The organism is Chloracidobacterium sp. D (genome assembly GCF_018304685.1).
In the GTDB taxonomy this organism is placed as follows: domain Bacteria; phylum Acidobacteriota; class Blastocatellia; order Chloracidobacteriales; family Chloracidobacteriaceae; genus Chloracidobacterium; species Chloracidobacterium thermophilum.
The window spans coordinates 359,840-386,801 of sequence record NZ_CP072634.1; the positions used below are offsets into that span (position 1 = coordinate 359,840).

The 26,962-nt window shown below is 62.3% G+C and carries 23 protein-coding genes; 9 read left to right on the plus strand and 14 right to left on the minus strand.

Features of this window, described 5'->3' with window-relative positions; genetic code table 11:
• Positions 1-141: 141 nt before the first annotated feature.
• The 5 genes from J8C01_RS01510 to J8C01_RS01530 form a co-directional block, all read right to left on the minus strand.
• Positions 142-1,725, minus strand: a complete 1,584-nt coding sequence (locus tag J8C01_RS01510) for a glycoside hydrolase family 1 protein (protein WP_014098813.1) — start codon at positions 1,723-1,725, stop codon at positions 142-144.
• Complete coding sequence (locus J8C01_RS01515) at positions 1,706-2,869, minus strand: ABC transporter substrate-binding protein (RefSeq protein WP_228374059.1); 1,164 nt, start codon at positions 2,867-2,869, stop codon at positions 1,706-1,708. Before J8C01_RS01515 ends, J8C01_RS01510 begins: the two co-directional genes overlap by 20 nt.
• Positions 2,870-2,984: 115 nt before the next feature.
• Positions 2,985-3,707, minus strand: a complete 723-nt coding sequence (gene rph / locus J8C01_RS01520; protein WP_211432155.1) for a ribonuclease PH — start codon at positions 3,705-3,707, stop codon at positions 2,985-2,987.
• Between the two features lie 112 nt (positions 3,708-3,819).
• Positions 3,820-4,986: a DegT/DnrJ/EryC1/StrS family aminotransferase gene (locus J8C01_RS01525; RefSeq protein ID WP_211432156.1), complete on the minus strand. Its 1,167-nt coding sequence runs from the start codon at positions 4,984-4,986 to the stop codon at positions 3,820-3,822.
• A gap of 10 nt (positions 4,987-4,996) precedes the next feature.
• Positions 4,997-6,163 carry a hypothetical protein gene (locus J8C01_RS01530; protein ID WP_211432157.1) on the minus strand — a complete coding sequence of 389 codons (1,167 nt, stop codon included), beginning with the start codon at positions 6,161-6,163 and terminating at the stop codon, positions 4,997-4,999.
• 286 nt (positions 6,164-6,449) lie between these two features.
• On the opposite strand from J8C01_RS01530, the gene J8C01_RS01535 reads away from it, so the two are divergent.
• From J8C01_RS01535 to guaB, 3 genes are all read left to right on the plus strand, one after another.
• Positions 6,450-7,370: a bifunctional 5,10-methylenetetrahydrofolate dehydrogenase/5,10-methenyltetrahydrofolate cyclohydrolase gene (locus tag J8C01_RS01535; protein WP_211432158.1), complete on the plus strand. Its 921-nt coding sequence runs from the start codon at positions 6,450-6,452 to the stop codon at positions 7,368-7,370.
• A gap of 79 nt (positions 7,371-7,449) precedes the next feature.
• Positions 7,450-7,944 carry a GNAT family N-acetyltransferase gene (locus tag J8C01_RS01540; RefSeq protein WP_014098819.1) on the plus strand — a complete coding sequence of 165 codons (495 nt, stop codon included), beginning with the start codon at positions 7,450-7,452 and terminating at the stop codon, positions 7,942-7,944.
• Between the two features lie 162 nt (positions 7,945-8,106).
• A complete protein-coding gene (gene guaB / locus J8C01_RS01545) occupies positions 8,107-9,585 on the plus strand; it encodes an IMP dehydrogenase (protein ID WP_014098820.1) in 1,479 nt (492 codons plus the stop codon).
• A 34-nt stretch (positions 9,586-9,619) separates the two neighbouring features.
• Here the strand turns inward: guaB and ndk are convergent, their stop codons facing one another.
• From ndk to J8C01_RS01560, 3 genes are all read right to left on the minus strand, one after another.
• On the minus strand, positions 9,620-10,039 hold the full coding sequence (gene ndk, locus J8C01_RS01550) for a nucleoside-diphosphate kinase (RefSeq protein WP_041569031.1): 420 nt from the start codon (positions 10,037-10,039) through the stop codon (positions 9,620-9,622).
• Between the two features lie 96 nt (positions 10,040-10,135).
• Positions 10,136-11,014: a succinate--CoA ligase subunit alpha gene (gene sucD / locus J8C01_RS01555; protein WP_211432159.1), complete on the minus strand. Its 879-nt coding sequence runs from the start codon at positions 11,012-11,014 to the stop codon at positions 10,136-10,138.
• 62 nt (positions 11,015-11,076) lie between these two features.
• Positions 11,077-12,207, minus strand: a complete 1,131-nt coding sequence (locus tag J8C01_RS01560) for an MlaD family protein (RefSeq protein WP_211432160.1) — start codon at positions 12,205-12,207, stop codon at positions 11,077-11,079.
• A 217-nt stretch (positions 12,208-12,424) separates the two neighbouring features.
• Between J8C01_RS01560 and J8C01_RS01565 the strand changes: the two genes are divergently transcribed.
• A complete protein-coding gene (locus J8C01_RS01565) occupies positions 12,425-15,808 on the plus strand; it encodes a S41 family peptidase (RefSeq protein ID WP_211432161.1) in 3,384 nt (1,127 codons plus the stop codon).
• 100 nt (positions 15,809-15,908) lie between these two features.
• Here J8C01_RS01565 and J8C01_RS01570 read toward each other — a convergent pair whose 3' ends face one another.
• Entirely contained in the window at positions 15,909-16,118 is a 210-nt protein-coding gene (locus tag J8C01_RS01570) for a hypothetical protein (protein WP_014098825.1), read from the minus strand.
• A 110-nt stretch (positions 16,119-16,228) separates the two neighbouring features.
• Here J8C01_RS01570 and J8C01_RS01575 point away from each other — a divergent pair, with 110 nt between their 5' ends.
• The 4 genes from J8C01_RS01575 to J8C01_RS01590 all read left to right on the plus strand — a co-directional run bounded on the left by J8C01_RS01575 (position 16,229) and on the right by J8C01_RS01590 (position 21,883).
• Positions 16,229-16,945, plus strand: a complete 717-nt coding sequence (locus tag J8C01_RS01575; RefSeq protein WP_014098826.1) for an SDR family NAD(P)-dependent oxidoreductase — start codon at positions 16,229-16,231, stop codon at positions 16,943-16,945.
• 78 nt (positions 16,946-17,023) lie between these two features.
• On the plus strand, positions 17,024-19,198 hold the full coding sequence (locus J8C01_RS01580; protein WP_211432162.1) for a WD40/YVTN/BNR-like repeat-containing protein: 2,175 nt from the start codon (positions 17,024-17,026) through the stop codon (positions 19,196-19,198).
• A gap of 15 nt (positions 19,199-19,213) precedes the next feature.
• Positions 19,214-20,077, plus strand: coding sequence for a bifunctional DNA-formamidopyrimidine glycosylase/DNA-(apurinic or apyrimidinic site) lyase (gene mutM / locus J8C01_RS01585; protein ID WP_211432163.1), 864 nt, complete (start codon positions 19,214-19,216; stop codon positions 20,075-20,077).
• A 138-nt stretch (positions 20,078-20,215) separates the two neighbouring features.
• Positions 20,216-21,883 (plus strand): HD domain-containing phosphohydrolase, encoded by a 1,668-nt coding sequence (locus J8C01_RS01590; protein ID WP_211432164.1) that lies wholly within the window; start codon positions 20,216-20,218, stop codon positions 21,881-21,883.
• 6 nt (positions 21,884-21,889) lie between these two features.
• Here the strand turns inward: J8C01_RS01590 and J8C01_RS01595 are convergent, their stop codons facing one another.
• Positions 21,890-22,924, minus strand: a complete 1,035-nt coding sequence (locus J8C01_RS01595; protein ID WP_211432165.1) for a tetratricopeptide repeat protein — start codon at positions 22,922-22,924, stop codon at positions 21,890-21,892.
• 53 nt (positions 22,925-22,977) lie between these two features.
• The gene (locus J8C01_RS01600; RefSeq protein WP_014098831.1) at positions 22,978-23,772 is read right to left on the minus strand and encodes an ABC transporter permease; all 795 of its coding nucleotides are present in this window, start codon (positions 23,770-23,772) and stop codon (positions 22,978-22,980) included.
• 93 nt (positions 23,773-23,865) lie between these two features.
• Between J8C01_RS01600 and folP the strand changes: the two genes are divergently transcribed.
• Positions 23,866-24,777, plus strand: a complete 912-nt coding sequence (gene folP, locus J8C01_RS01605) for a dihydropteroate synthase (RefSeq protein WP_014098832.1) — start codon at positions 23,866-23,868, stop codon at positions 24,775-24,777.
• Between the two features lie 19 nt (positions 24,778-24,796).
• Here the strand turns inward: folP and rsfS are convergent, their stop codons facing one another.
• The 3 genes from rsfS to xerC are packed head-to-tail and all read right to left on the minus strand — an operon-like array spanning position 24,797 to position 26,947.
• Positions 24,797-25,231, minus strand: coding sequence for a ribosome silencing factor (rsfS, locus tag J8C01_RS01610; protein WP_014098833.1), 435 nt, complete (start codon positions 25,229-25,231; stop codon positions 24,797-24,799).
• Positions 25,231-26,037, minus strand: a complete 807-nt coding sequence (nadD, locus tag J8C01_RS01615; protein ID WP_014098834.1) for a nicotinate-nucleotide adenylyltransferase — start codon at positions 26,035-26,037, stop codon at positions 25,231-25,233. The genes rsfS and nadD overlap by 1 nt, the downstream gene beginning before the upstream one ends.
• Positions 26,012-26,947 (minus strand): tyrosine recombinase XerC, encoded by a 936-nt coding sequence (xerC, locus tag J8C01_RS01620; RefSeq protein ID WP_014098835.1) that lies wholly within the window; start codon positions 26,945-26,947, stop codon positions 26,012-26,014. Before xerC ends, nadD begins: the two co-directional genes overlap by 26 nt.
• Positions 26,948-26,962: the final 15 nt, after the last annotated feature.

A 26,962-nucleotide genomic window follows, 5' to 3' on the forward strand; every position in this document is an offset into this window, starting at 1 on the left:
CCGGACAACATACAGCGCCACCCGGCTGTCCGCCGGATGCCACCAGGCTGATAAAAGCGCAGAAAACGTCAGAGTATCGGGAGACATTCCGGCTGGCAAGAAACACACGTGGTCGTTGTAGAAACATCGCCGGTGCTACCCCTATCCGAGTGCCGCGCCGTTTGTTGCAATGACCTGAGCATACCACGCAAAGGAATCCTTCGGGGTGCGAACCTGCGTGTCATAGTCCACATACACCAGCCCGAAACGCTGCTTGTAGCCCTCGGCCCATTCAAAGTTGTCCAGGATGGACCAGTGAAAGTACCCCTGCACCGGCACTCCTTCCCCGACGGCACGGCGTAGTTCGCGCAGGTAGCGCGTTGTGAAATCAATGCGCTGCGGGTCGTGAACTTTTCCATCAAGCGCCACCCAGTCGCGCAGCGCCAGTCCGTTTTCCGTGATGTATATCGGTCTTTTGTAACGTTCGTGGAAAAATTTCGGGCCCCACCGGAGGGCTTCCGGCGTCACGGGCCAGTCAAAGGCCGTCAGTGGGGTGGCCGGCGTCGGAATGACGACCCGCGGGCCACCACGTCCGTCGGACTGAATCTTAAACCCGAAGTAGATGTTGACGCCACAGAAGTCCACCGGCGTCGAAATGATGGCCATATCCCCGTCCGCCACCTGCGGCGCGTCGGCCTTGTACAGCGCCAGCCCTTCGGCCGGATACTCACCGAGAAAGACCGGGTCCATCCACCAGGCGTTGTTGAACGGGTTTTTGAGCGGAAGCCCGACCGAGGCGTTGAACAGAAAACCGTAGCCCTGAATCCCGAAGTTGAACGCGCGCGCAGCGGCGATGTCTTCGGGTTGCTCGGTGGCAGGGTAGGCAATGGGCGTTGCCGGCGCAAAGCCAATCCGGGCCTGTTTGACGTGGGCGCGCAACGCCTGAACACCTTTCCCATGCGCCAGCAGCGCGTGATGGCCTGCCTGAAGCACGTCCTTGAGGGGCAGCACCAACCCCGGAGCATGCCGCCCCACCTGGTAGCCCAGCGTGATGAACACCTGCGGCTCGTTGAGGGTCATCCAGTAGGTGATGCGGTCGCCCAGCCGCCGGGCGGCGACGGTCGTGTATTCGGCAAACCAGTTGGCGCTGTCGCGGTTGGTCCAGCCCCCGCGCTGGTGCAGTGCCAGCGGCAGGTCCCAGTGATACAGCGTGCAGAAGGGCGTTATCCCGGCCGCCAGCAGTTCGTCCACCAGGCGGTCGTAGAAATCCAGTCCCCTGACGTTGACCGTCCCGGTGCCTTCCGGGAGGATGCGCGCCCAGGCGAGGCTGAAGCGGTACGCCCTGAGGCCCAGCTTTTTCATCAGGGACACGTCTTCCTTGTACCGCCGGTAGTGGTCACAGGCGACATCGCCTGTATGGCCGCGCCAGATGGCATTCGGTTTGCGCACGAACATGTCCCAGATGGACTGCCCCTTGCCGTCGGCATCCATGGCGCCTTCGATCTGGTAGGCCGCCGTGGCCGCACCCCACTGAAAGCCAGCGGGGAAGGTTGTTCCGGCTGGCTTCTGGCTGGTGCGTGGCTTGCGCGAGGGGGTCTGCGGTGTTGCAGCGGACGTCACACTGCCGGCTGCCAGGGCGGCCGTGGTCGTCAGGGTTGAGGCCAGAAAGCGCCGCCGGGAAGCCCGGCGGCGGGATGGGACGTCAGTCTCTTTTGTGACCGGTGTTTCAACGGGGAGCTTGTCCATGGACATTTGGCACTTCGGTTTCCTGGTCGGATGAAGGGTGGATGGTGGTTCGATAATGATAGCTTCCATCCCGGAGTTCGAGAATGACCGCCGGTTTGACAGCATTCCGATTGGCGTCGAGCGAAATTGTGCCGGTGACGCCAGGAAAATCACGGGTGGCCGCCAGGGCGTCGCGGATTTTTTCGCCGTCGGTGCTGTTGGCCCGTTCAATGGCGGCGTAGAGCACCTGCGCGCCGTCGTAAGCCAGCGCGGCCAGGGCATCGGGGGTGTCGCCGTACCGCTGGCGGTAGGCGGCAATGAACGCCTGCACCCGTGGGTCCGGGTTGTCCACAGAGTAGTGGTTCGTGATGAAACAGCCGTCGAGGGCTTCCTTCCCGCCGCGCCACAGGTCGGGGGAATCCCAGCCGTCGCCGCCGATGAAGGGCACCCGGATGCCGAGTTCCCGCGCCTGTTTGATGATCTGTCCCACGTCGCCGTAGTAGCCCGGCGCATAAATGAAGTCCACGCCGGCTTCCCGGATGCCCGTCAGTTGCGCGTTGAAGCTGGCATCGCCGGCCTGGTAGTTCTTTTCGATGACAACCGTGCCGCCGAGCCGCGTGAAACTTTCCCGAAACGATTTGGTGAGACCTACGCTGTAATCGTTCTTGACATCCGTGATGATGGCCGCGCGCCGCAGCTTGAGGTCCTGGACGGCGAACTTCGCGGCGGCTTCACCCTGGAAGGGGTCAATGAAGCAGACCCGAAAGATGAAATCGCCCTTGCGTGTGACCTTCTCGTTGGTCGAGGAAGGCGTCAGCATGGGAACTCGCTTCTGCTGGCACACAGATGCCGCCACGATGCTGCGCGCCGAGCCAACCTCGCCCAGAACGGCGATGACCTTTTCGCGCGTCACAAGGCGCGTGACGACGGTTTTGGCTTCTTCCGGCTGGCCGCGGTCGTCTTCGAGGATGAGTTCGATGCGCGAGCCGCGAATCCCGCCGGCTGCATTGCGTTGTTCGGTGGCGAGGCGGATGCCTCCCATAGACGACGTGCCGAAGGTCGCCGTGTCGCCGGTCATCGGCATATAGACGCCAATTTTCAGCACCGGAGGAAGTCCATCGCCAACGGCGGCCCGGCCTTTGCGTTCACAGCCAGCAACGCTCACCAGGACCACCAACACCAGCCAGCACCATATCAGGCGCCACAGGCCAAACGACGGTGGGAGTACAGAAAGGCGCAAAGCAGAACCCGTGTGGGGCAGTCGCCTGCCACAACGCAGGTTATTCCAGCAACCCCAGCAGTTGGCGCTGGAGGGTGATGAGTTCACGGATGCCCTGCATGGCCAGATCGAGGAGCGCATTCATGTTCTCCCGCGAGAAGGGACGCTGTTCGGCCGTCCCCTGCACCTCGACGAGGCGGCCATCACCTGTCCCGACGACATTCATATCCACTTCAGCCTTGGAATCTTCATTGTAATCGAGGTCCAGCAGGGGCGTGCCATTGACCGTTCCGACACTGACGGCAGCCAGGTAGTCCTTCACCGGCATATCCGTCACGACGCCGGCGGCCTGCAGTTTGCGGGCTGCCAGGACGAGTGCCACAAACGCGCCGGTGATGGCTGCCGTGCGCGTGCCGCCGTCAGCCTGAATGACGTCACAATCGAGGTAAATCGTCCGTTCGCCCAGCTTGGCAAAGTCCACGACGGCGCGCAGGCTGCGCCCAATCAGGCGTTGAATCTCGTGCGTCCGCCCGGAGGGATTTCCACGGGTGACTTCCCGTGGAGTGCGCTGATCGGTCGCGCGCGGCAGCATGGCGTATTCGGCCGTCACCCAGCCGGTGCCCTTGCCCTTGAGAAACGGCGGCACTTTTTCTTCGACACTGGCCAGGCAGATGACCCGCGTATCACCAAATTCGACCTGTACCGACCCTTCCGCGTACTTGTTGACATGTGGCGTCAACTGTACTGTTCGCAGGGCATTGGGGGCGCGCCCACCACTTCGCATGGCTGATGTCTTCCGGTTGTTCTGGATGTTGTCCGCGTTGTTTCACAACTCCGGCAACGTGACAAGCCCCTTGTATCAGGAGAGGGCACGTTCGGGAGCAGGCAAAGCCACTTCAGCCGGCAACAGCGCGTTCCACGGCCGCAACGACGCGCTCCCATGTGGCGTCGGTCATTTCCGGCCAGATCGGCAGACTCAGGACTTCAGCCGCAGCCGTCTCACTCACGGGTTGGGGCGGAAAGCATCCGGCATAGACCGGAAGCCGGTGGATAGGCGTCGGGTAGTACACCATGGTTCCGATGCCCTGCACCTGGAGCGCCTGCCGGATGGCGTCCCGCCGCTCCCGTGGAAGGCGTACGGTGTACTGGTGGAAAACGTGCCCCGGAGTGACGGCCGGCGGCGTCACCCCAGGCAGTGAGGCGAGCCGGGCCGTATATCGCTCGGCCAGGCGTCGCCGGGCGGCGTTCCAGCCGGTCACATGGGGCAGTTTCACCCGCAGGATGGCCGCCTGAAGGCCATCGAGCCGCGAGTTGTAGCCGAGCATTTCGTTCTGGTAAGGCACAAGAGAGCCATGCGAGCGCAGCTTGCGGGCGCGTTCGGCAAGGCGGGCGTCGTTGGTGACAATGAGACCGCCATCGCCATACGCACCCAGATTTTTCGACGGGTAGAACGAAAACGCGCCCATCGTGCCCAGCGTCCCGACATAGCGCCCGTGCAGCCGCGTCTGGGTCGTCGGATGACAGCCCTGCCCGTTACAGCCGACACATGGCGGCAGGTACTGTGCTCCAAACGCCTGGGCAGCATCCTCAATCACGGCCAGTCCATAACGTTCGGCCAGCTCCAGCAACGCGCCCATAGCGGCCGGACGCCCAAAAAGATGCACGGGCAGCAGAGCCCGGGTGCGGCTGGTGATCCGGGATGCCACGGCGTGCGGATCAAGGTTGAAGCTTTCGGCTTCGATGTCGGCAAAAACCGGCGTGGCCCCGACCAGACTGATGGCCTCGGCCGTGGCAAAGAAGGAAAACGGCGTGGTGATGACCTCGTCGCCCGGACCGATGTCGAGCGCTCGCAGGGCGATGACAAGCGCATCTGTGCCGGAGTTGACGCCCACGGCATGCGCCACACCCAGATGGTTGGCCACTTCATCCTCGAAGGCGGCCACTTCCTCACCCAGAACGAACTGGCGCGACCGGCACACCCGCTCAAAGGCCGCCTGAAGTGCCGGACGCAGCGCCTGGTACTGGGGTTCAAGGTCGAGAATCGGCACGAAGCCGTCGGGCATGGGCGTTGTTTCAGAGCAGGTCTTCGGCAAGCGGTTTGGCCAGCTCGGCCCGGGCGGCGACTTCGTTGAACTCCAGTCCAAAAGCAGCGCAGGCCGACTGTACCTCGTGAAGGGTGATGTCCGGCCGACCATACCACTCCCGCGCCCGTCCGACGACATGTGCTGCCTTGCGTGCCACTTCCTGTTCCGGCGTGAGCGTGCCGCTGCGTTTGAGGCGTGACTTGATCGGGGCTGATACCAGATGCAGTTCCGGCGCACTGTGCTCGGCCACGACCGGTTCGGGCGGACTGTGGCGGCTCTCGGCCGGGTCGCTGGAGTGATCGTTGCGGTCGGCGGATTTGAGAATTTCAGCCAGTCGCCGCGACAGCCGCGAGGTGTCCAGTTGCGTGCCGGGGGCGTGTCCGGGCGTACGGTCAGGGGCGTCCGAAGTGGCTTTGCCGTTCCCGGCTGTGAGTGGTTCCGGTCCGGGCAGTGGCGCTTCACCGTGGCGGGCACCCGGTGGATTGGAAGTCGGGGTTTCCCGCGCCCGGGCCGCCGCTTCGACCTGCTCGAACAGTTTTGCCAGCCGGGACTTTTCGGAAACCTGGGAAGGCGTCTCACGGTAGGCCACCGGGACAGCAGCCTGACCGTTCAGTGGTGCATTCGGGGTAAAGCGGTTCAATGGCTCGGCTGCCGGTGGCGACAGCGCCGCTTCCGACGGGCCGGATGGCCTGGCGTGGAGACCCTCATAAACCGGCAACAGGGCTGCTGCCAGCAGTTCATAGCGATCATCGAGGTTGCGCGTGTCGAGAATGTCACGAATGGCGTCCAGCGCCTGACGAAAAACCGTCTGGGTTTCGGACGACATCGTGGCCGCCAGCGCCGTGCCTTCAAGCTGGAGGCGGCCGTACCAGGACAGAAGCGCCTCATGGTCAGACACCGGCGGCAGGCGGAGACAGCGCAGCAGCGCCACGGCCCGGGTGTCGAGGGGCGCTGTCGGTTCAGAGGCAGTGTCACTGCTGATGGAGCGTGTAAATGACGTGGATTTGCCCGCAGGAAGCTCCGGGGGAAGCGCCCGGTGACGATCCGCGCCGGTGCGTGCGCCAAGACGGAAAGCCAGCAGCGCACCACCCACGGCCACGACCTGTCCTGCCAGCCCCAGCACTACGAAAAACAGCAGTTGCACTTCGTGGTTCATTGTGCTGCTCACCTGGAAAATAGGGTCGGACGCAACGTGGAGACCAGCTTGTATGTATGGCCGTGCTGTTGCACGCTTTCTCTTTCACCGTACATTGCCGGATGCGGCAAGCCAAGTTTCGTTTTGTTAGGTCTCATACGTTTCATCATGGCGGCGTCCCACGTGGCAGACGGGCCGGATGCCTGCCCGTGCATACCTTGTCGTCCCGGTCATCGTCATCTACCGTCGCGGGGACACGCCTTTCCCGGCGCATTCACTTCATGTTCCCAAGGAGACCTCCTGAACTGTGGCGGCTCAAATTCTGGATGGGGCTTTGGTGGCCTCAAAACTCAATGCTGAAACGGCGGCGCGGTGTGCTGACCTGACGGCGCGGGGCATCCGGCCGGGGCTGGCGGCCGTGCTGGTGGGCAACAACCCGGCGTCGCGTACCTATGTGAACAGCAAGGTCAAAACCTGTACGCGGCTTGGGCTGTATTCGGAAGTCGTGACGTTGCCGGCGGAGACGACGACGGCCGAACTGCTGGCGCTGGTTGCCACGCTCAACGCCCGGACGGACATTCACGGCATCCTTGTCCAGATGCCGTTGCCGGCGCAGGTTGATGCGCCGGCCGTCATCCGGGCGATTGACCCGGAAAAAGACGTGGACGGTTTTCATCCGGTCAACGTCGGGCGTCTGGCACTCAAACAGGAAGGCTTCGTGCCCTGTACGCCGGCCGGCGTCGTGGCCCTGCTGGACCATTACGACCTGCCACTGCGCGGGCAGCGCGCCGTGGTGCTGGGGCGAAGCACGATTGTCGGACTGCCGCTTTCGCTGCTGCTGCTCCACCGGGACGCCACCGTGACGATATGCCACTCACGGACAACCGACCTGGCGGCCGTGGCCCGGTCGGCAGACATTCTCATCGCGGCCATCGGGCGGACGGCCTTCGTCACGGAAACCTGCATCCGTCCCGGCGCGGTGGTCATTGACGTGGGCATCAACCAGGTGACGACCCAGGCGGATGTCCAGGCGTACTTTGGCGATGATCCAGCGCGTCTGGCCGACCTGGAAAAGAAAGGCTACACGTTGATTGGAGATGTACATCCGCGCCAGGCGGCCGCGGTGGCCGGTTACGTGACGCCGGTGCCGGGCGGCGTCGGCCCGCTGACCATTGCCATGCTGATGCGCAACACCGTCCTGGCTGCCGAACGCGCTTGCCGCCGGTAGGGAATGGTTCATAATCGCCCGTAGTTCTTCCCCCACAAAGTATCAGAGCCATGTTTTCGCTTGCCTGTGGCGCATTGTCATGAAGGAGCCTTTGGACGCGCGTTTCTACATTGCGCCAATGCTGGAAAGCGACTTGCCGGCCGTCGTTGAACTGGAGCGCCTGGCAGGGCTGAGCCGGTGGGGATATGACGGCTACCGCACCGAGTTACTTCACAACCCGTTGGCCGTCATGCTGGTCGTACGGGGACAGTCGCCGTTTCTGCGCCGTTCCATCTACGGATTTCTGGCCGGACGGGTGCAGCTTTCGGCCCGGCACGACGGCCGCGAGCTGCACATTGCCAACATCGCCGTCTATCCCGAAGTCCAGCGCCGGGGTTTGGGGCGGCGGCTTCTGAAAGAAGCGCTCTACACGGGCCGCCTGTACGGTGCGACGACGGCTTTTCTCGAAGTGCGCCAGTCAAACCATGGCGCCCAGGCCCTGTATGCGTCGCTGGGGTTTGTCACCACGGCGCGCAAGCGCAACTTCTATACAGACCCGCCCGAAGATGGACTGCTGATGGAGTTGACCCTATGAGGTGTCCAGCCAGGGCCGGCAGGAGTGACGCTGCACTGGCAACAGACTCAGCCCATCCGCTTGTCCGGCGCTGACTTGGCCGGGCGGCAGGGAAGCTTTTACGATGGGCGCACAATTGCCGCGCCCTGAAACAGCCTGACACCTCCCGGAAAGCGAGTCGCCATGAACTATCGTGAAATACCGGAAGCCCTGACCTTCGATGACGTTCTGCTCGTGCCGGCCAAAAGCGACGTTCTTCCGGCCGAGACCGACACCACCACCCGTTTTTCCCGGCGCATTCGGATCAACATCCCCATCGTCAGCGCAGCGATGGATACGGTCACGGAAGCGGCCATGGCGATTGCCTTGGCCCAGCAGGGCGGGCTGGGGGTGATTCACAAAAATATGTCCATTGAGGCGCAGCGCAGCGAGGTGGACAAGGTCAAACGCTCCGAAAGCGGCATGATTGTCGATCCGGTCACGATGACGCCTGACCGCCCCATTTCAGAGGCTTTGGCCATCATGGCGAAGTTTCACATTTCGGGCGTTCCGGTGGTACGGCCGGAAGATGGGCGGCTCGTCGGCATTCTCACCAACCGCGACCTGCGTTTCGAGACACGTCTGGAGTTGCCCATCGGCGAAGTGATGACCAAGGAGAACCTCATTACCGTGCCGGTCGGGACAACGCTTCAGGAAGCGCGTGGCATTTTGCAGAAACACCGGGTCGAAAAGCTGCTCGTTGTGGATGAGGAATTTCGTCTCAGGGGGTTGATTACGGTCAAGGACATCCAGAAGGCGATTCGCTATCCGAACGCGACGAAAGATGACCTGGGGCGGCTGCGGACGGCAGCGGCCATTGGCGCGACAGGCGACTATCTGGAGCGGGCGGCCGAACTTGTGGCGGCGCGGGTAGATGCCTTGGTCATTGACACGGCGCATGGCCATTCGACCCGCGTGCTGGAAGCCGTCCGCCAGATCAAGCGGCGGTTTCCCGAGGTTGACCTTGTGGCCGGAAACGTGGCCACCGGGGAAGCCACCCGCGAACTCATCGCGGCCGGAGTGGATGGCGTCAAGGTGGGGATTGGCCCCGGCTCAATTTGTACCACACGCATCGTCGCCGGGATCGGCGTTCCACAGGTGACGGCCATTCTGGACTGTGCCGCCGCCGCCCGCGAAGCTGACCTGCCGGTGATTGGCGATGGCGGCATCAAGTTTTCCGGCGACATCACCAAGGCGCTAGCTGCTGGTGCGGATGCCGTCATGATCGGCTCGCTCTTTGCCGGAACGGATGAAAGCCCCGGCGAGCTGATTCTCTACCAGGGGCGCAGTTTCAAGGCGTACCGGGGCATGGGGTCGCTGGCAGCGATGAAAGAAGGCAGCCGCGACCGCTATGCCCAGGACATGGAGACCGTCGAATCAAAACTCGTCCCGGAAGGCATCGAAGGCAAAGTGCCTTACAAGGGGTCACTGGCAGCGCTGGTGACACAGTTGGTGGGTGGCGTGCGCGCCGGCATGGGATATGTTGGCTGCCGAACCATTGCCGAACTCCAAACCAATGCCCGGTTCGTCAAGATTACGGCGGCGGGCCTGCGCGAAAGTCACGTTCACGATGTCATCATCACCAAGGAAGCACCCAACTACCGGCTTGAAAGCCTGCCGTAGGACAGCCCTGACCATAGCGGCCAGGCTGTCCGCTCTACAGCAGTTCGCTGGTGGCAAAGAAAAAGGCCACTTCGGTTGTGGCGTTTTCGGGTGAATCCGACCCGTGGACGGCATTTTCGCCGACATCCGTTCCGAAGTCGCCCCGGATGGTGCCCTTGGGAGCATCTTTTGAGTTGGTTGGTCCCATAAGGTCGCGCCAGGCGCGAACGGCGTCTTCTTTTTCCAGGGCCATGACGACCACGGGCCCCGAACACATGAAATCAACCAGTTCCCCAAAAAACGGCCGCTCGCGGTGAACGGCGTAAAAACCTTCGGCCTGTGGCCGGGTCAGGTGCATCAGGCGCATGCCGCGCAGACGAAAACCGGCATCGGTGATGCGCTGGATGATGTGACCGGTGTTGCCGGCACGCACGGCGTCGGGTTTGATGATGGCAAGCGTCGTTTCAAGCGACATGGCGGTGGTGTCTCCATCCGACATCATGAAATGTGCCGCAGGTTAGCGATGTCCGGCGGCGGATGGCAACCGGAGTGAGCTGAAGCTGCCCCAGGTCTAAGCCGTATGGCCGATGACAGCAGCAACTTTGGCGCCGATGTCCGCTGGGCTTTCGACCACGTGCATGCCGGCGGCACGCATGGCTTCCATTTTTTCGGCGGCCGTGCCCTTGCCGCCGGCAATGATGGCACCAGCGTGTCCCATGCGGCGGCCGGGCGGAGCCGTGCGGCCGGCAACGAATCCAATGACCGGCTTGGTCATTTCCTGCCGGACGAAAGCCGCTGCGGTTTCCTCATCCGTACCGCCGATTTCGCCAATCATGACAACGGCATCGGTGTCCGGGTCGGCCTGGAACAGACGCAGGACATCCACGAAGCGCAGGCCAATGATGGGGTCGCCACCGATGCCGACACAGGTGGACTGTCCCAGTCCAAGCTGGGTGAGCTGGTGAACGGCCTCGTAGGTCAGCGTCCCACTGCGGGAGACAACGCCAATCCGGCCGGGGCGGTGGATGTGCGCCGGCATGATGCCCACCTTGCACTCACCCGGCGTTATGACGCCCGGACAGTTGGGGCCAATCAGCCGTGTGCCGCGCTTTTTGACGAAGTCGAACGCCCGCATCATGTCCACCGTCGGGATGCCTTCGGTAATGCAGACGATGAGGGCAATGCCGGCTTCGGCGGCTTCCATGATGGCATCCGCGCCAAAGGCCGGCGGCACATAAATCACACTGACGTTGGCTCCGGTGGCGGCCACGGCCTGGGCCACAGTGTCGAATACCGGCGTGCCTTCGTGAACCGTGCCACCCTTGTTGGGCGTCACCCCGGCAACGACGTTCGTGCCGTAATCCTTCATCTGGCGGGTATGAAAGGTGCCTTCACGCCCGGTAATGCCCTGTACCACAAGACGGGTCTCTTTGTTGACCAGAATACTCATAAGCAATATGACGGGCCGCTGCTGCGTGAATGTGCCATTCACGCGCAGGGCGGAAAAGGGACTCAGAACCTGAGTCGGATGTATTTGAACGGCGACTGGCGCACGTCATAAAGGGTTTTGGTGAGTTCAGCCGTGAATTCGGCAAGTTCGCGCCGCAGGCGCCCGTCGTGGAGAAACTTGCCGGCGCTGCCTTCCTGCTGTTCGAGCTGTTTTTGAATACAGGTGAAGTGGGTGCGCGTCGTCTGGAGCCGCTGACGGAAGGCATCTTCTCTGGCGAAGCGTCCCAGTGCACCCCGTTCGGCCGTCTGCTGCAGGGTGGTCAGGCGGGCCGCCAGACGGTCGTACCGGCTCTGAAGGGCCGTAACCCGTTCGCGCCAGGTCGGATCGGCAAAGAACTGACCGGCTGTGCCACGGCCGCGCTCGATGTCGGCCTGCAGCCGGTTGGCCGCGGTCTGAAGTGCCGTCACCCGTGGTTGCAATCGCCGGCGCGCGACGGAACCAAACCCGCTGCCGGTCTGAAGCGCCTGCTGAAGTCCGGCCAACTCGGCCTGAAACTGGGCCATCTGGTTGGCGAGTTCGCGTCGTTTGAAGACAGCCCCCAAAGTGCCTGCCCCACGTTCAAGTCGTTGCTGAACGGCGAGGAGCCGTTCACGCATCACCTCGAAATTGGCGTTGACCTGAGCGCCACGCAACGCAATGGTGCGCGAATCGCCTTCAATCCGTCCGGCAATGAAGTCCCCTTCAGCTACGAGTGGCGCAGCAGCGCTGCCGGGGATGATGTCCACAATCCGGTCGGCCAGGGTGCCGTCGCGTTTGAGAACGGCAACCGCGTCCCGGTGAATGAGTTGCGCCGCACTCAGCCCCGTCAGACGCCGGTCAATCCCGAGCGTAACCTGCACCTGTGGCGTGTCCCACTGCACAGCTTGTTGCACACCGGTGAACTCGATGCGCTGTACGGCCCCGACCTTGACCCCGGACAGCCGGACTTCAGCTCCCGGCCGCAGTCCGTCCACCTCGTGGAACGTCACGCAGAGCAAAAAGCGATGGCGCTCCTGGTACGTCTGCCAGGCCGCCGCCGCCGCCACGATGGAAAGTGCCACCACCACCAGCCAGAACGTGCGCCGCTTGGCTGGTTCATAGCGTTCAGCGCTGCGGGTCGGAGCAATCTCTTCGGTTGGCGAGGGAGAAGCCATAACGGCAGGCACCAGATGAGGTCAACCAAAAGCGCCCAGAGCATAGTGCGCCGAACGATGTAGAGGCAATCCCCGCCCAAATAACAAAACTTTTCTGGAACATCTTTCGCCGGAAACGGTATAGCTTGCCTGCCAATACCCTGAAGCTGTCCTGCCCGGGACGCCCCCCCTTGCGCGGCTACGCCAACACCCTGCCAGTTCTCACCCGACACACATCATGCAACGTCGCTTTTCCTGCTTTCGCCTGTGTTCGTTCCTGGCGTTGACCTTCACCTGGACTACTTTTGGTGCCGCCCAGGAAACGTCACCTCCTCTGCTGGCGCGCACGCCAACCGCCAACCGGACACACATTGTGTTTTCCTTTGCCGGTGATCTGTGGCGCGTGCCACGCACCGGCGGCGAGGCTGTCCGCCTGACGAATCACCCCGGCATCGAGTCAGACCCGATTTTTTCGCCTGATGGCAGTCTCATTGCCTTCACGGGGCAGTATGACGGCAACACGGATGTCTATGTCATGCCGGCAACCGGTGGCATTCCGCAGCGCCTGACCTATCACCCAGACACCGACCGGGCCGTGGGGTGGACGCCCGACGGCCAGCGGGTGCTCTTTGCCAGCCCGCGCCTGAGTGAATCCGGGCGGACCCAACGCCTGTTTACCGTGGACAAAAACGGCGGCCCGGCTGAACCGCTCCCCCTGCCGATGGCCACCCACGGCAGCTTTTCACCGGACGGTTCCCGGCTGGTGTATGAACCCGTACCCCGCGCCTTTGCCGCCTGGAAACGCTATCGCGGCGGACGGGCGTCGTATCTCTGGGTAGCCAATCTGGCCGATTCGAGCGTTACGAAAATCCCGCGTACCGACACCAATGACTTCAACCCGATGTGGATTGGAAAGACAATTTACTTTCTTTCCGACCGCAACGGCCCGGTGACACTCTTTGCTTATGACCCGGCTTCCGGCAAGGTGACGCCGGTGCTCAAAAACGACGGACTCGACATCAAATCCGCCTCAGTGGCGGTGGGTGGTGAAGAAGCCATTGTCTATGAACAGTTTGGCGGACTGCACCTCCTGGATGTGAAAAGCGGACGCCACACGCCGGTCAACGTCACGCTCGCAGGCGACATCAGCACGGTACGTCCGCGCTTCGAGAAAGTCGGCTCACAGATTACGAACGCGGCTGTCTCGCCGAATGGTCTGCGCGTAGCCTTTGAAGCCCGGGGCGACATTCTGACCGTCCCGGCCGAAAAGGGTTCGATCCGCAACCTCACGGCGACGCCCGGCGTCGCCGAGCGCGACCCGGCCTGGTCGCCCGATGGCAAGTGGGTGGCGTACTTTTCCGACGCCTCCGGTGAGTATGAGCTGCACCTGCGCGAACAAACCGGCCTTGGCGAACTCAAGGTCATCAGGCTGGAGCCGTCGTTTTACTACGCGCCCACCTGGTCGCCGGATAGCAGGAAGATCGCCTTCACCGACAAGCGGCTCAACTTCTGGCTTGTGGATATTGAAAACGGCGTCCCGGTGAAGTTTGACACCGCGCGCCGCACCGGCGGGGCCGGGTTCCGTCTGCGGGGCGGTCTGTCCTGGTCGCCCGACAGCCGCTGGATTGCCTACACCAAGCCAATGCCCTCGGCCTACAGCGCAGCTTTCGTCTATGGACTTGAAAGCAAGCAGGTGACGCAACTTACAGACGCCGCCAGCGATGTCACCCACGCCGTCTTTGACCGCAACGGCAAGTCTCTCTACCTGCTGTCGAGCACCAACATCGGCCCGGCCATCAACGGTTTCGACATGTCGAGCTACGCCCACCGGAACGACACCGTGCGGTCGGTGCACGCCGTCGTACTGCGCAAAACCGATCCTTCTCCCGTGGCCCCGGAAAGTGACGACGAAAAAACCGCCGAAGACCGCAAGCCCGGTGACGGCAACCCGTCCGAAGCCACATCCGCACCGGCTGGTGGCTCACCCGGCATGGGGGCAACGGGACGCCCAGGGGAAAAAGCGAAAGAGCCGCCCAGGGTCACGATTGATTTCGAGGGACTCAGCCAGCGCATCGTGGCGCTGCCCATCCCGGCCCGCGCCTTCGTCGGTTTTGATGCCGGCAAACCCAACATCCTGTACCTGTATGAGTCCGCCATGGGCATGCCGGAGATGACGGGCCTCATTGTCCACAAGTTCGATGTCGAAAAGCGCAAGCTGGAAAAGCTGCTGGAAGGCGTCACCAGTTTTCAGCCGACAGCCAACGGCGAGAAGTGCCTGTACCGGCAGAGTCAGCGGCCGGGTCAGGGGCAGGCGCCAAACCAGGCACAAAGCTGGTTCATTGCCTCGCTGACGGCGCCCATCAAACCCGGCGAGGGCCGGCTGCGCACTGACGATATGGAAGTACGGGTCGAGCCGCGCCAGGAGTGGGAGCAGATGTACCGCGAGGTGTGGCGGCTGGAACGCGATTTCTTCTACGACCCAAACCACCACGGACTGAACCTGCCGGCCACGGCGCGGAAATACGAGCCGTATCTCAAAGGCGTGATGCACCGCGCCGATCTGAACTACCTGTTTGACGAAATGCTCGGCGAGCTGAGCGTCGGACACCTCTACGTCCGGGGTGGCGACATCCCGGAAGTCAGGCGCGTGCCCGGCGGTCTGCTGGGTGCTGACTATGTGGTTGAAAACGGCCGCTACCGCATTGCCCGGATTTACGAAGGCGAAAACTGGAATCCGCAGCTTCGCGCGCCGTTGACCCAACCCGGCGTCAACGTCAACGTCGGGGACTACCTGCTGGCGGTCAACGGCGTTGACGTTGTGGCCACGGAAGACATCTACCGCTACTTCGAGGGCACCGCCGACAAACAGGTGGTGCTCAAGGTCGGCCCCAACCCGGACGGAAGCCAGTCCCGCACGGTGACGGTCGTCCCGGTGGCCAGCGAAGCGAGCCTGCGCAATCTCGCTTGGATTGAAGCCAACCGGCGGCGTGTTGCCGAACTGAGCAACGGCCGGCTGGCATACCTCTGGCTGCCGGACACCGCCGCTGGCGGCTACACGAACTTCAACCGCTACTTTTTTTCGCAACTCGACAAACAGGGCGCCGTCGTGGACGAACGCTTCAACGGCGGCGGACAGGCTGCCGACTACATCATTGACTACCTGCGCAAACCGCTGCTGAGCTACTGGGCCGTCCGGGATGGCGAAGACTTCCGTACGCCGTTCGGAACGCTGCCCGGCCCGAAGGTCATGATCATCAACGAGTATGCCGGTTCCGGGGGCGACCTGATGCCGTGGATGTTCCGGCAACTGGGCATTGGCCCGCTGGTTGGCAAGCGCACTTGGGGCGGCCTCGTCGGGATTGGCGGCTACCCGGCGCTGATGGACGGCGGCACCGTGACCGCACCGCACTTTGCCTTTTATTCGCCGGAAGGGAAGTGGGAAATCGAAAACCGGGGGGTTGCGCCTGACATCGAAGTGGAGCTTGACCCGCAGGCGTGGCGTGCCGGACGCGATACGCAACTCGAACGGGCCGTAGCCGTCGCGCTGGAGGCGCTGACCAAAAATCCGCCGCCAGCCAGGCCAAAGCGGCCGGACTATCCGAACTATCACCGCAAAAAGTAACTCACCCAAGCCGTTGGTAACGGGTGCAAAGGCGGACAGCACCTTTGGCGGCGAAGCCACCTCCGCCGCCAAAGTGTTTTCCGGCTGGATGTGAGACCGGCTAGCTGGCCGGCGGCGTGGCCCCCGGCTGCCGGAGACGCACGAGCCGCCAGCCGCCATACACGAGTAGAAGGACACCAACGCCAGCGCGAAACGTCAGACCGGTCGGGGACGCCAGCCCCCATTCGAGCAGATACCACGTTCCGACAAGCACGAAAAAGACCGGCACCAGCCACTCCAGCGGGGAACGACGTGGTTTCTTTTCAGGCATCAACGGCGTAGTCTCTTTCCACAGACGGGTTTGGGGCTAAAACCATGCCATGGTCTGACCAGCCGGCCAAAAGCCGGCACCGTTAGACGCAGATTTTTTGAGGAAGTGCCGTGGAACTGGCCGGAAGGATTGCCCTGGTGACAGGTGGGGCGCGCCGTTTGGGGGCGGCCATGGTGCGCGCCCTTGTGGCGCAGGGCGTTCACGTGGCACTCCACTGCCACAGCTCACATCCGACGGCGGAGACGCTTGCGGCCGAACTCCGCGCTGGCGGAGGCACGGTCGAAGTCTTTCCTGCCGATCTGCGTCAGCGGAAGGACGTGGATGCCCTCTTTGAAGGCATCCTGCGCCGTTTCGGGACGCTGCACATTCTGGTCAACAATGCGGCGGTTTTTGAGCGCCGTCCCTGGCCCGAACTCACCGATGCTGACTGGGAACAGACACTGGCCGTCAACCTGACAGCGCCTTTCTGGTGTGCGCGCCGGGCGGCGCGGCTGATGCTGGCGCAGGGACGGGGGAAAATCATCAACCTCGCCTGTGTCGGGGGTGTCCGCCCGTGGGCGGCGTATCTTCATTACAACGTCTCCAAAGCCGGCCTCATCATGCTGACCGAAGGGCTGGCCAAGGTGCTGGCGCCGGTTGTGCAGGTCAATGCCATTGCACCCGGCATCGTCAACCTGACCGGAACGCCGGAAGGGGTGACGCCGGAGGACATCACACAGGCGCTGCTATACCTGCTCAGCGCCGATGCCGTGACCGGTGAGACCTTGTTCGTGGATGCCGGCTATCGGTTGGGACTCAAACCGCCAGCGAATCTTCGGCAGGCGTAGCCCTACCAAGGTGAACATGCTATGGTTGCACAACTTCGCGTAAAAGTTTCGATATTTGCATGTAAGAGAGAGAAAACGATGAAGTTAGTCGCTTTGGGGACACTTCTCGCCGTGTTTTTCGCCGGTTGTTTTGCCACGGGCCAGGTTGTTTCTGCGGCGCTGGAAACGCCAGCGCCGGTGCTGACGCCAGCGCTGCTTGAGCAAACCGAGTGGAAAGTCACCGGCCCCTTTGGCGGTACGGTGCGCGCCCTGGCGCAGGACCCGACCAATCCCAAGCGGATGTTCATCGGAACGGCCGATGGACAAATCTACACAACGGTGGACGGCGCGCAGACCTGGCGCTGGCTGCCGACCTTCAACCGCCCGCAGTACATCATCGAAAGTATCGTGATTGACCCGACGGCAACCGACACACTGTATGCGGCCGTGTGGGTGCTTGAAAATGACCGCGATGGCGGGGTGTACAAGTCCACAGACGGGGGGCAGACCTGGCGGGCGGTGTTGAACGGAGAGTCCGTCCGCGCCTTTGCCATGGCTCCGGGCAACGCCAGTGTGCTGGTGGCCGGAACCCTGAATGGCGCATTTCGTTCGACGGATGGTGGGGAGACATGGGCGCGGCTGTCACCGGCCGGACACCCTGGCATTCGGAACATCGAATCCGTCGCCATTGACCCGCGCAGCGCCGATACGGTCTATGTCGGCACCTGGTATCTGCCGTGGAAGACGACCGACGGCGGCAAGAACTGGACCTTTATCCACGGCGAGACCTCAAAGCTCATCGAAGACTCTGACATTTTCAGCATCGCCATTGACACCTTTGATCCCGACCGCGTGTATTGCAGCGCCTGTAGCGGCATCTACCGCAGTCTTGACGGAGGGCGCAACTGGACGAAGTTCAAGGGAATCCCCTCCAGCGCCCGCCGGACGCACGTCATTTTTCCGCATCCCACCCGCGAAAAAGAAATCTTCGCCGGCACGACCGAGGGCCTGTGGCACACCTTGGATGGTGGCGAGACGTGGCGGCAGATTCTGCCCACGACGACGACCATCAACGAAATCCGCATTCATCCGTCTGCGCCCCAGCGGGTCATCGTCGGCACGGAGAACCGGGGCGTCCTCATCAGTGAAGACGGGGGAAACACCTTTCAGGCATACAATCAAGGATTTGTGACGCGCCGCGTGTCGGGGCTGCTGGCCGACAGCATGCAGCGTGGGCGGTTGTTTGCCTCCGTGATGTTCAACGGTGCGGAAGGCGGCGTCTATGTCTCCAATGATTTCGGTCAGACCTGGTATTCCTCCTCGCAGGGGCTTGGCGCACGGGATGTCTATGGCCTGCACGCGCCGGTGGGGGATTCGCGCCGTCTGTATGCCGCGACGAGCGATGGGGTGTTTGTGACGGAAAATGGCGGAAAGCTCTGGCAGCCGGCCAACCCGCCGGCTACCTGGCGCCCGACGCCGGTTGCACCGGGCGGCAGACAACCAGCGACCGCGCCAGCCGCGCCGAGCGCCCGGCCGTCTGCCAAGGGCCCTGCCAAAGGCCGCCGCACAGCCGCTCGCCCGCCAGCGCGCCGAACCATTCTGCGGCAACGGTTGAAGGGTCACGTCGTCGAACTGGTGTCAACCACTGACGGCTGGCTCTACGCCGCGGCCTGGGAAGGACTGTTCCGAACGGACAACCCGGCCAGGGGCTGGGAAAAAGTCAGCCTGGGCGCGTACCGTGGACGTGTCTTTTCGGTGGCCGTGTCGCCGCAGTCGTCAGAGGTCATTCTGGCCGGCATCTCGGGTGGGATGCTCATGAGCCAGGATGGGGGCGCGACGTGGCAGCGGGCCGACCTGCCAATGAAAGCCTTCAAGGATGCCACCTGCGTGCAGGAAATAGCCTTTCACCCACGCCGACCGGAAACCATATTCGTCGGGACACGGCGGACGGCCTATGTCAGCTTTGATGGCGGCAAATCCTGGGAGCGGCTGGCGCGCGGCATTGGCTTTGGTGACATTGCCGTGATCCGGTTCAACCCGCGCCAGGCGGATGAGGTCCTGATTGGCGATGCCCAGGGCGGGGGGCTGTATCTTTCGGTCAATGGCGGGCAGCTTTTCCACCGCCTCGACCAGCGGGCCGTGTTGCCGGAACATCGGATGTGGGCGGCGGCTTTCGATGTGTTCGCGCCGGGGCGCATCTATGCCGGCTCGGTCACTTCGGGGGTGATGGTTGTGACCCTTCCCGGACTCTCTCCGACCACCTCAGTGCGTTAGCCCCGCTGGACCGGTATGCCGGAGCTTCCTGAAGTCGAAGGCGTCGCGCGTGAGTTGCAGCGACGCCTTCAACAGCGGCGGGTCATTGGCGTCCGCATCCACCGTCCGCGCCTCGTTGCGCCACAGTCTGTCGCCACGGTCGTCGCAGGGATGCAGGGGGCCGTGTTTACCGAAGTCGGGCGGCGCGGCAAGCACCTGCTGCTACACTTGGACAATGCCCATACCCTGCTCGTTCACCTGCGGATGGCCGGCCGGTTTCTGTATCTGGCACCTGACGCCCCACTGCCAAAGTTCACCCACGCCGTCTTCGACCTCGACAACGACCGTCGCCTGGTGTTTCAGGACCAGCGGCACTTCGCCATCATGCGGCTGGCACCCACGGCCGCATTGTTCCAGCTTGAGGAACTGCGCCATCTCGCGCCCGAACCGCTGGGGCCGGATTTCACCCCGGACTACCTGCAGCGCACGCTGGCCGGCACGCGGCGTCCCATCAAGGAAGTCCTGCTCGACCAGACGCGCGTAGCCGGGTTGGGAAATATCTACGCAGCGGAAGTCCTCTTTGCCGTCGGTCTCCATCCCCTCACCCCGGCCAATCTGGTATCCAAATCCAAGGTCAAAGACCTGTGGAAGACCATCCGCGTCCTGCTGGAGGCCGCCATCGAAGCCGGCACGACCCTTGACGTGGACCCGGAAAACATCACCGGGCAGTATTTTGGCGCGGCTTTTGCCGAGGCTCTGCTCGTGTATGACCGGGAAGGCGAACCCTGCATCCGCTGTGAAACTCCCATTGCCCGGATTCGCCAGGGGCAACGCTCGACCTACTTCTGCCCCAGGTGTCAGCGCCCACGTGCCGGAACGGGACGACAAACTGCAAAATGATGTGCTAGGGTCACAGTTGTTTTTCAGCCCCCTTGGTTGGTTTTTGGTGCGCCGGCCGAAGCGCGTGTGCTCGGCAGGCCAGGTTTTGAGGAAAGGTAGCCTTGTGGCTGAACCGCTTTCGGGAAGGGATGACTTCTTATGGAGCAGCACGTCGGTAAGGCTTGGGGAACGCTGAAGTACCGGGACGCAGCAGGAAAAGAAGCGACGGCCATGCTGAACAAACCGGTTTTCCGCATTGGTCGTCTTGCAGACAACGACTTGCAGATTGATGACCCTTACGTATCCCGCCTGCATGTCGAGCTGCGCTTCGATGGTGTGCATGCGACGTTGGTGGACCGGAGCAGCACCGGCGCAACGTACGTCAACGACCAGCGCGTTTCGGAAGCGCAACTGCACAGCGGCGACCGGCTCGCACTGGGGCGCAAGCTCGCCGGGACGGAAATCGTCTTCGAGTATGCCAACCAGGGGGCAAAGCCGTCTGAAGCAGCCGAGCCACACCAGGTGATGTCGGTCATTGACCACTCCCAGACGCGCTACCTCAATACGTCTCTCATCCGGGCAACCCAACTGACCAATGCCGCGACCGTCAATCGCCTGAAGGCACTCTACGAGATTACGAGCGCAATTCTGGCCGTGACGACCCGTGAGGAACTGGCTGAAAAGCTTCTGACCCTGCTGTTTGACGTATTGCCAGCCGAACGGGGCGTCATTCTGCTGGCCGACCCGAAAGACAATACCCTGCGCCAGCAGGCGGCACGGCTGCGCAACGGCGATGCCGCCCAGGTTTCTCCAAGCCAGACAATTGTGCGCCGGGTCTATGAGGGTAACGTCGCGGAACTGTGCCTCGATGCCCGCAACGATGCCCGCTTTGCCAGCCAGCAAAGCATCATTTTCCAGTCCATCCGCTCGGTGATGTGCGCCCCGATCAGTTCGGCAAGCCGTACCTGGGGCGTGTGCTATCTCGACAACCTGACGACCAGGAAAACCTTTGAAGATGAGGAACTGGAGTTTCTGATGGCGGTTTCCCGGCAGGCCGGGCTGGCGCTGGAAAACATCTACCTGCTGGAGGAACAGAAAATCACCTTCCAGAGCTTCGTGACGACGTTGGCGGCATCCATTGACGCCCGTGATGACCTGACGGCCGGACACTCGGCGCGGGTGGCGCGGTACTCGCGCTCGATTGCGAAGTATATGAACCTGCCGGAAGCCGAGCGCCGCCGGATTTACTACGCTGGCTTGCTGCACGACTACGGCAAGATCGGGACGCGCGAGGCCATTCTCTGTAAGCCGGGCAAGCTGACGCCGGAAGAGTACGCCCACATGCGCGACCACGCCAAAAACACCTACGATATTCTGTCGAAGATTCACTTCACACGGGATATGCAGGACCTGCCACTGATAGCCGCCGGCCATCATGAAAACCTCGACGGCAGCGGTTATCCCTTCGGCCTCAAAGGCGACCAAATTCCGCTGGGCGCACGCATCATTGCCGTGGCAGACTTCTTTGATGCCCTGACCCACAAGCGCCACTACCGGGAACCGATGCCGATTGAGGAAGTGCTGGAGCTGATTGACGAAAGTACCGGCACGAAGTTTGACCCGCAGGTGGTGGCGGCGCTCAAGGAATTCGTCCGGCAGGAGTTCATCCCCAACCAGCGCAAGCGCGCTGAAGCCGAAGCCCGCCGGGCACAAATCTCTCAAACGCCGGAGTCCGGGCATGTTACCGGCGACACGACGCTGCCGGTCATGCCACCGGAAACGGTGATGTCACCGGAAACGGTTTCCATGGACCCGGTGCCGCTGTAAACCGCGCTACGGGCAGCGTTCTTCCAGATCGCGGGCAACGCTTGAGTTGCTGTTCAATCCGACGCAGCCCCGCACCGGGTCGTAGCGGTAGGGGACGCCGCTGGGGTCAAGTGGCGCCCGGTCATAACGCCGGAAGCGTTTTTCAAAATCTTCGTGAAACAGCGCCAGCGGCCGCCCCAGCGTGTCGTAGGCTTCGTCCCGGTGCGCCACCAGGAGCGGATACAGTTCGGCAAAACTGGCCGGGTTGCGCCGGTAGGTTTCGCGGAAACGCGCAATCATCCGTTCCATGAAATCGCGTTCATCGAGTGAGGTGAGTTGTTGCAGCCGCCATTCGGCACTCAGGCGTGCGCCTTCGTGTTCAGCTTCGTCGCGCAGCTTCTGAAACAGCAGGTAGGATGTCCGGCGGTCGCCCCCACGGGTTTTGGCCGCGCCGACCATGACGGCTGTCCAGCCCCGGTCGCTGGGGCTGATGGCCAGTGCCGAAGCCCGCTCATAGGCTTCGGCGCATTCCTCGTAGCGTTTGGCCCGCCAGCAAATAGCCCCATAGTCTGACCACATCCGAAACAGGTTTTTCCGGTCCGTATGTGCGGCAATGCCCTTGCGCAGAAGCGCCAGCGCCGCATCGTAGTCAAACTCGGCAAGGAAAATCGCCCCTGTCCGGTAGGCTGCCGTGAAATGCGGGTCAACCGTCGTGGTGATGTCGAGCAGCGGTTCCAGCAAAGGCATGTCCTCGCGGGAAAGTTTTGAAAAGTCCACGGCTCCTTCGCCGGTCAATCCGCCGCCGAGCTTGCGCCCGAAATACTGGACAGTACGAATCCAGTAGAGGTCAGAAACCACGCCCTCGAAGCCGAATGACAGCCGGCGTACCATCTCGCCCGACTGCACATAGAGCGTTTCCTCGATGGCGCGGTTTCGGCTGAAGGTGGCGTCGAGCCGCACCTGCAGGGGATAGAGGCTGGCCAGACCAATGAAGACAACGCCCCAGTAGAGATAGGCCCGCCACCGTTCAGGGGCGGTCCGGGATGCGCCTGTCGTTTCCATGGCTTCCTTGCCGAAGGGGCTTCCTTGCCGAAGGGCTTTTGCCCGGAAGAAGGTTATTTGAAGTTGCGGCGCTCAAAAATGTAGAGCGTCAGAGAGAGCAAAATGCTGAGGTACACAACACCATACAGGCAACTGAGGGCCATCTGGCTGCCCGTAATGGGAATTCCGTGGGCCGTGCGCGCGATGAAGTTGAAGTTGTGCAGGTTGGGTAGCAGGTAGTACAGCGCCCACAGCACCATCTGCATGATCCGCAGTGAGGGGTAAACCTCGACGTTCAGCACATCGGCAAAGAGCTTAAGGTCCGGGGTGAAGTTGCAAGTCAGGTAGCTGACGATGCTGAACAGGGTGGCCAGCGCCGGTGTTGTGAACGACGAAAAGAGCAGCGCCAGGGCCGTTGCCAGCAGGAGTTCGATGTAAAGCAGAAAAGCCGCCGGAATGATGCTGAACGGAGAAGGATCGGTCGGGCGGCGGACATAAAACAGCGCCACGATCAGGGCGATGAGCATGACGGTGCAGTTGACGAGCAGCGTCAGTGACAGGCCGAAAAACTTGCCCAGAATGAACTCGTAGCGGTGCAGCGGTTTGGACAGAACCGTGTAAATCGTGCGCCGCTCGATTTCCTTGTACACCAGCCCGGTGCCAATAAAGACAGCAATCATGTAGCCGAACAGCAGCAATGTGCTCAGTCCCAGGTCCACGATGGCCTTGTGTTCCTGATTGATGGACAACTCTCCTATGAACAACGACGCCGCAATGAGAATCAGGACGGCCACAACCAGGTTGTAGAGCACTTTGTCACGTACGGACTCCCGAAAGGTGTTGAGCGCCACCGTGGAAATCTGCTTCATTGCCTCAAACCCCTGGGACAAAAACAGGACTGTTCTCCCCGAATGTTGTGGATGCCGGAATTATCCCTTCACCGGCGAGGGCAAGGCAAGCCGATGACATCTCCTGATACGGCAACTGGTCTGGCGGTCGTGGCGCGGCAGCCTTACACTTGGCAGCTTCGCCGGGGCGGCCTGACGCTGGGTGCCACAACCCGCCTGATGGGCATCATCAACGTCACGCCGGATTCGTTTTCCGACGGTGGACGCTACACCACGGTCGAAGCTGCCCTGGCCCAGGCGCAACGGCTTGTCGCCGAAGGGGCTGACATCCTTGACATCGGCGGGGAATCCACCCGCCCCGGCGCGCAAACGGTGGACGAGGCTGAGGAAATGGCGCGGGTCATTCCCGTGATCGAGGCTGTGGCCCAGGCTGTGGACGTGCCGCTTTCAATCGACACCTACAAGGCTTCCGTTGCCGAAGCCGCGCTGGCGGCCGGCGCCGTGATTGTCAACGACATTTCGGGCTTTCGTTTCGATGACCGCATGCCAGAAGTCATTGCGCGGCACGGCGCTGGCGTCGTGGTGATGCACAGTCGCGGCACGCCCGGCGCTCTGCACGGTTTGCCTCCGGTGGCGGACATTCTGGCGGATGTCACGGCTGGCTTTGAGCACAGCCTGGAGGTTGCCCGCACAGCCGGCATCGGGTTGGACAGCATCGTGTTCGACCCCGGACTGGGTTTTGGCAAGACCCTCGAAGACAACCTGTTGCTGCTTGGTACGCTACCGCGTCTGGCGGCGCTGGGGCGGCCGCTGCTCGTCGGGCCTTCACGCAAGTCCTTCATCGGCAGGGTGACAGGCAAAGCTGACCCCTCCGACCGGCTTCTGGGAACTGCCGCCAGTGTGGCTTTGGCGATTGCCGGTGGCGCGCATATCGTCCGCGTCCACGACGTAGCCGCCATGCGCGAATGTGCGGCGTTGGTGGATGCCGTCCGCAACACTGTTTTTCCAAACAGCGAACCGGTGTGATGGTGCCTAACTGGCAGTATCACATCACCGGCAGCGATTCACCTTCCTGAAGAACCAGTTTCCCGGCGTCGCTCCACAGGCGCTCGAGGCCGTAAAAGTCGCGCTGCTCCGGCGTGAAGACGTGGACGATGAAATCACCGTAGTCCATCAGCACCCACTGCCCATCGGCATAGCCTTCGATGTGGCGGGGATAGGTTTTGAGCAGCCCCAGTTGGCGTTCCACCTCATCGGCCAGCGCCTGCACGTGGCGCGAAGAGGTGCCCGTGGCAATGATGAAGTAATCGGCAATTGAGGTCAGCCGACCAATGTCCAGAATCACCGGTGCGACGACCTTCTTTTCCTGCAAGGCATGAATCACCTGCCACACCCGCCGGTCTTCGACCTTGGGCGGTGTGGTTTCGGCGGGGACGGCCAGTTTACGTACGGGGAGACGTGGAGCAGTGTCGTTCGTCATCAAGCGTGGTGTCCGTTTGAGTAAAGTCCATAGACATGAATATACCGCTCCACGAGCGGCGGTACGAAGCGCGCAATGGAGCGTCCTTCACTGACGGCCTGCCGGATGTCCGTCGCTGAGACATCCAGGGCAAACAAGTCAGTCAGAAAAACGTGCATGCCGGTTTCGCCCAGGTTGCTCGTGACGGCCCGCTGGCTGGCCCGTCCGCCCCGCAGGTCAATGACCCGCCCGGCACCGTACTGCCCGGCCAGCGTGGCGAGGTCGCCGACTTCATACTTCGGGCGCGTCATGACGATGAGATGGCAACTGTCGAGCAGGGTTTGGTAACGCTCCCACTTGGGCAGATTGGCAAAGGAATCCGCGCCCATCATGAAGAACAGGTGCGTCTCGTCGCCATAGGTCCGGCGCAGGGTCGCAACCGTGTCGGCGGTGTAGGGGCGCTCCGGCGCAAAGATTTCCACCATCGAAACGCGGGCAATGTCCATCTGGAGCGTGGCCAGTACGGTCATCGCATAGCGGTGGTAGGCCGAGGTTACACGGTCGAAGTCCTTGTGGGGCGGGCTGTAGGTCGGAATGAAGAGCAGTTCGTCGAAGTTGAAGATGGCCGCCAGACTCTCTGCCAGCCGCAGGTGGCCGTAGTGGATGGGGTCGAAGGTGCCGCCCAGCAGTCCTACGCGCCGCCAGCGGTTGCCGGTGGGAAGCTGTGGCTGAGCCGCCGGTACGGTGCTTTCCGGTACGGTGCTTTCCGGTACGGTGCCGGCCGGTGCAGCGCCGGGACGACTAGGCTTTCGGGTGCGTCCGGTCATAGACCTCCATCAGGCGGTCAGTCGAAACGTGCAGGTACTGTTGCGTGGTCGTCAGCCGCGCGTGCCCCAGCAGTTCCTGAATGGCGCGCAGGTCAGCCCCGGCATCGAGCAGATGTGTGGCAAATGAATGCCGCAGGCTGTGGGGGCTGATGTGGTGCAGGTCGCTGCACTGCCGGATGTATTTGTCAATCAGACGCCCGACGGAACGGGTTGTCAGCCGCGTGCCCTGGTAGTTGAAAAACACGCAGTTGGGTTCGCGCTTGTCCTCCGGGGCATGGGCAAGCAATTGTCCCCGTACGCCCAGGTACAGCTCCAGTGCCTTGCGGGCATGCTCGCCAAACGGGACGATGCGTTCCTTGCGCCCCTTGCCGCGCACCCGGACGCACTGGTTCCTGAAGTCAATGTCTTCGAGATTCATGCCGACCAACTCCGACACGCGCACCCCGGTGGCATAGAGCATTTCCAGAATGGCCCGGTCGCGTTTGCCCAGTACGGTTTCGAGGTCAGGCATTTCCACGAACCGCATGGCTTCTTCGACGGTCAGGTGGTTGGGCAGCTTGCGCTCCAGACGGGGTGATGCGACAAGTTGCGCCGGGTTGAGTTCCAGAACCCCTTCCCGGCAGAGATGGCGGAAAAAGGCGCGCAGCGTGGCCAGTTTGCGGGCAATGGAGGTTTTTTTCTTCTTCTTTTCGTACAGCGTGGCGAGGTATTCCCGGATGGTGATGTTGTCAATGTCGTGGATGCTGACCTGACGCCGGACGCCCTGGGCATTTGGCGGACAGAGAAAGTCGTAAAACTGCTCCAAATCTCCCATGTAGCACCGCAGGGTGTGCGCAGAAGCATTGCGTTCATACATCAGAAACTTTTTGAAATCCTCGATGTAATCAGCCAGCGTCGGCGCTTCCGTCATGCCTGTTTCGACACC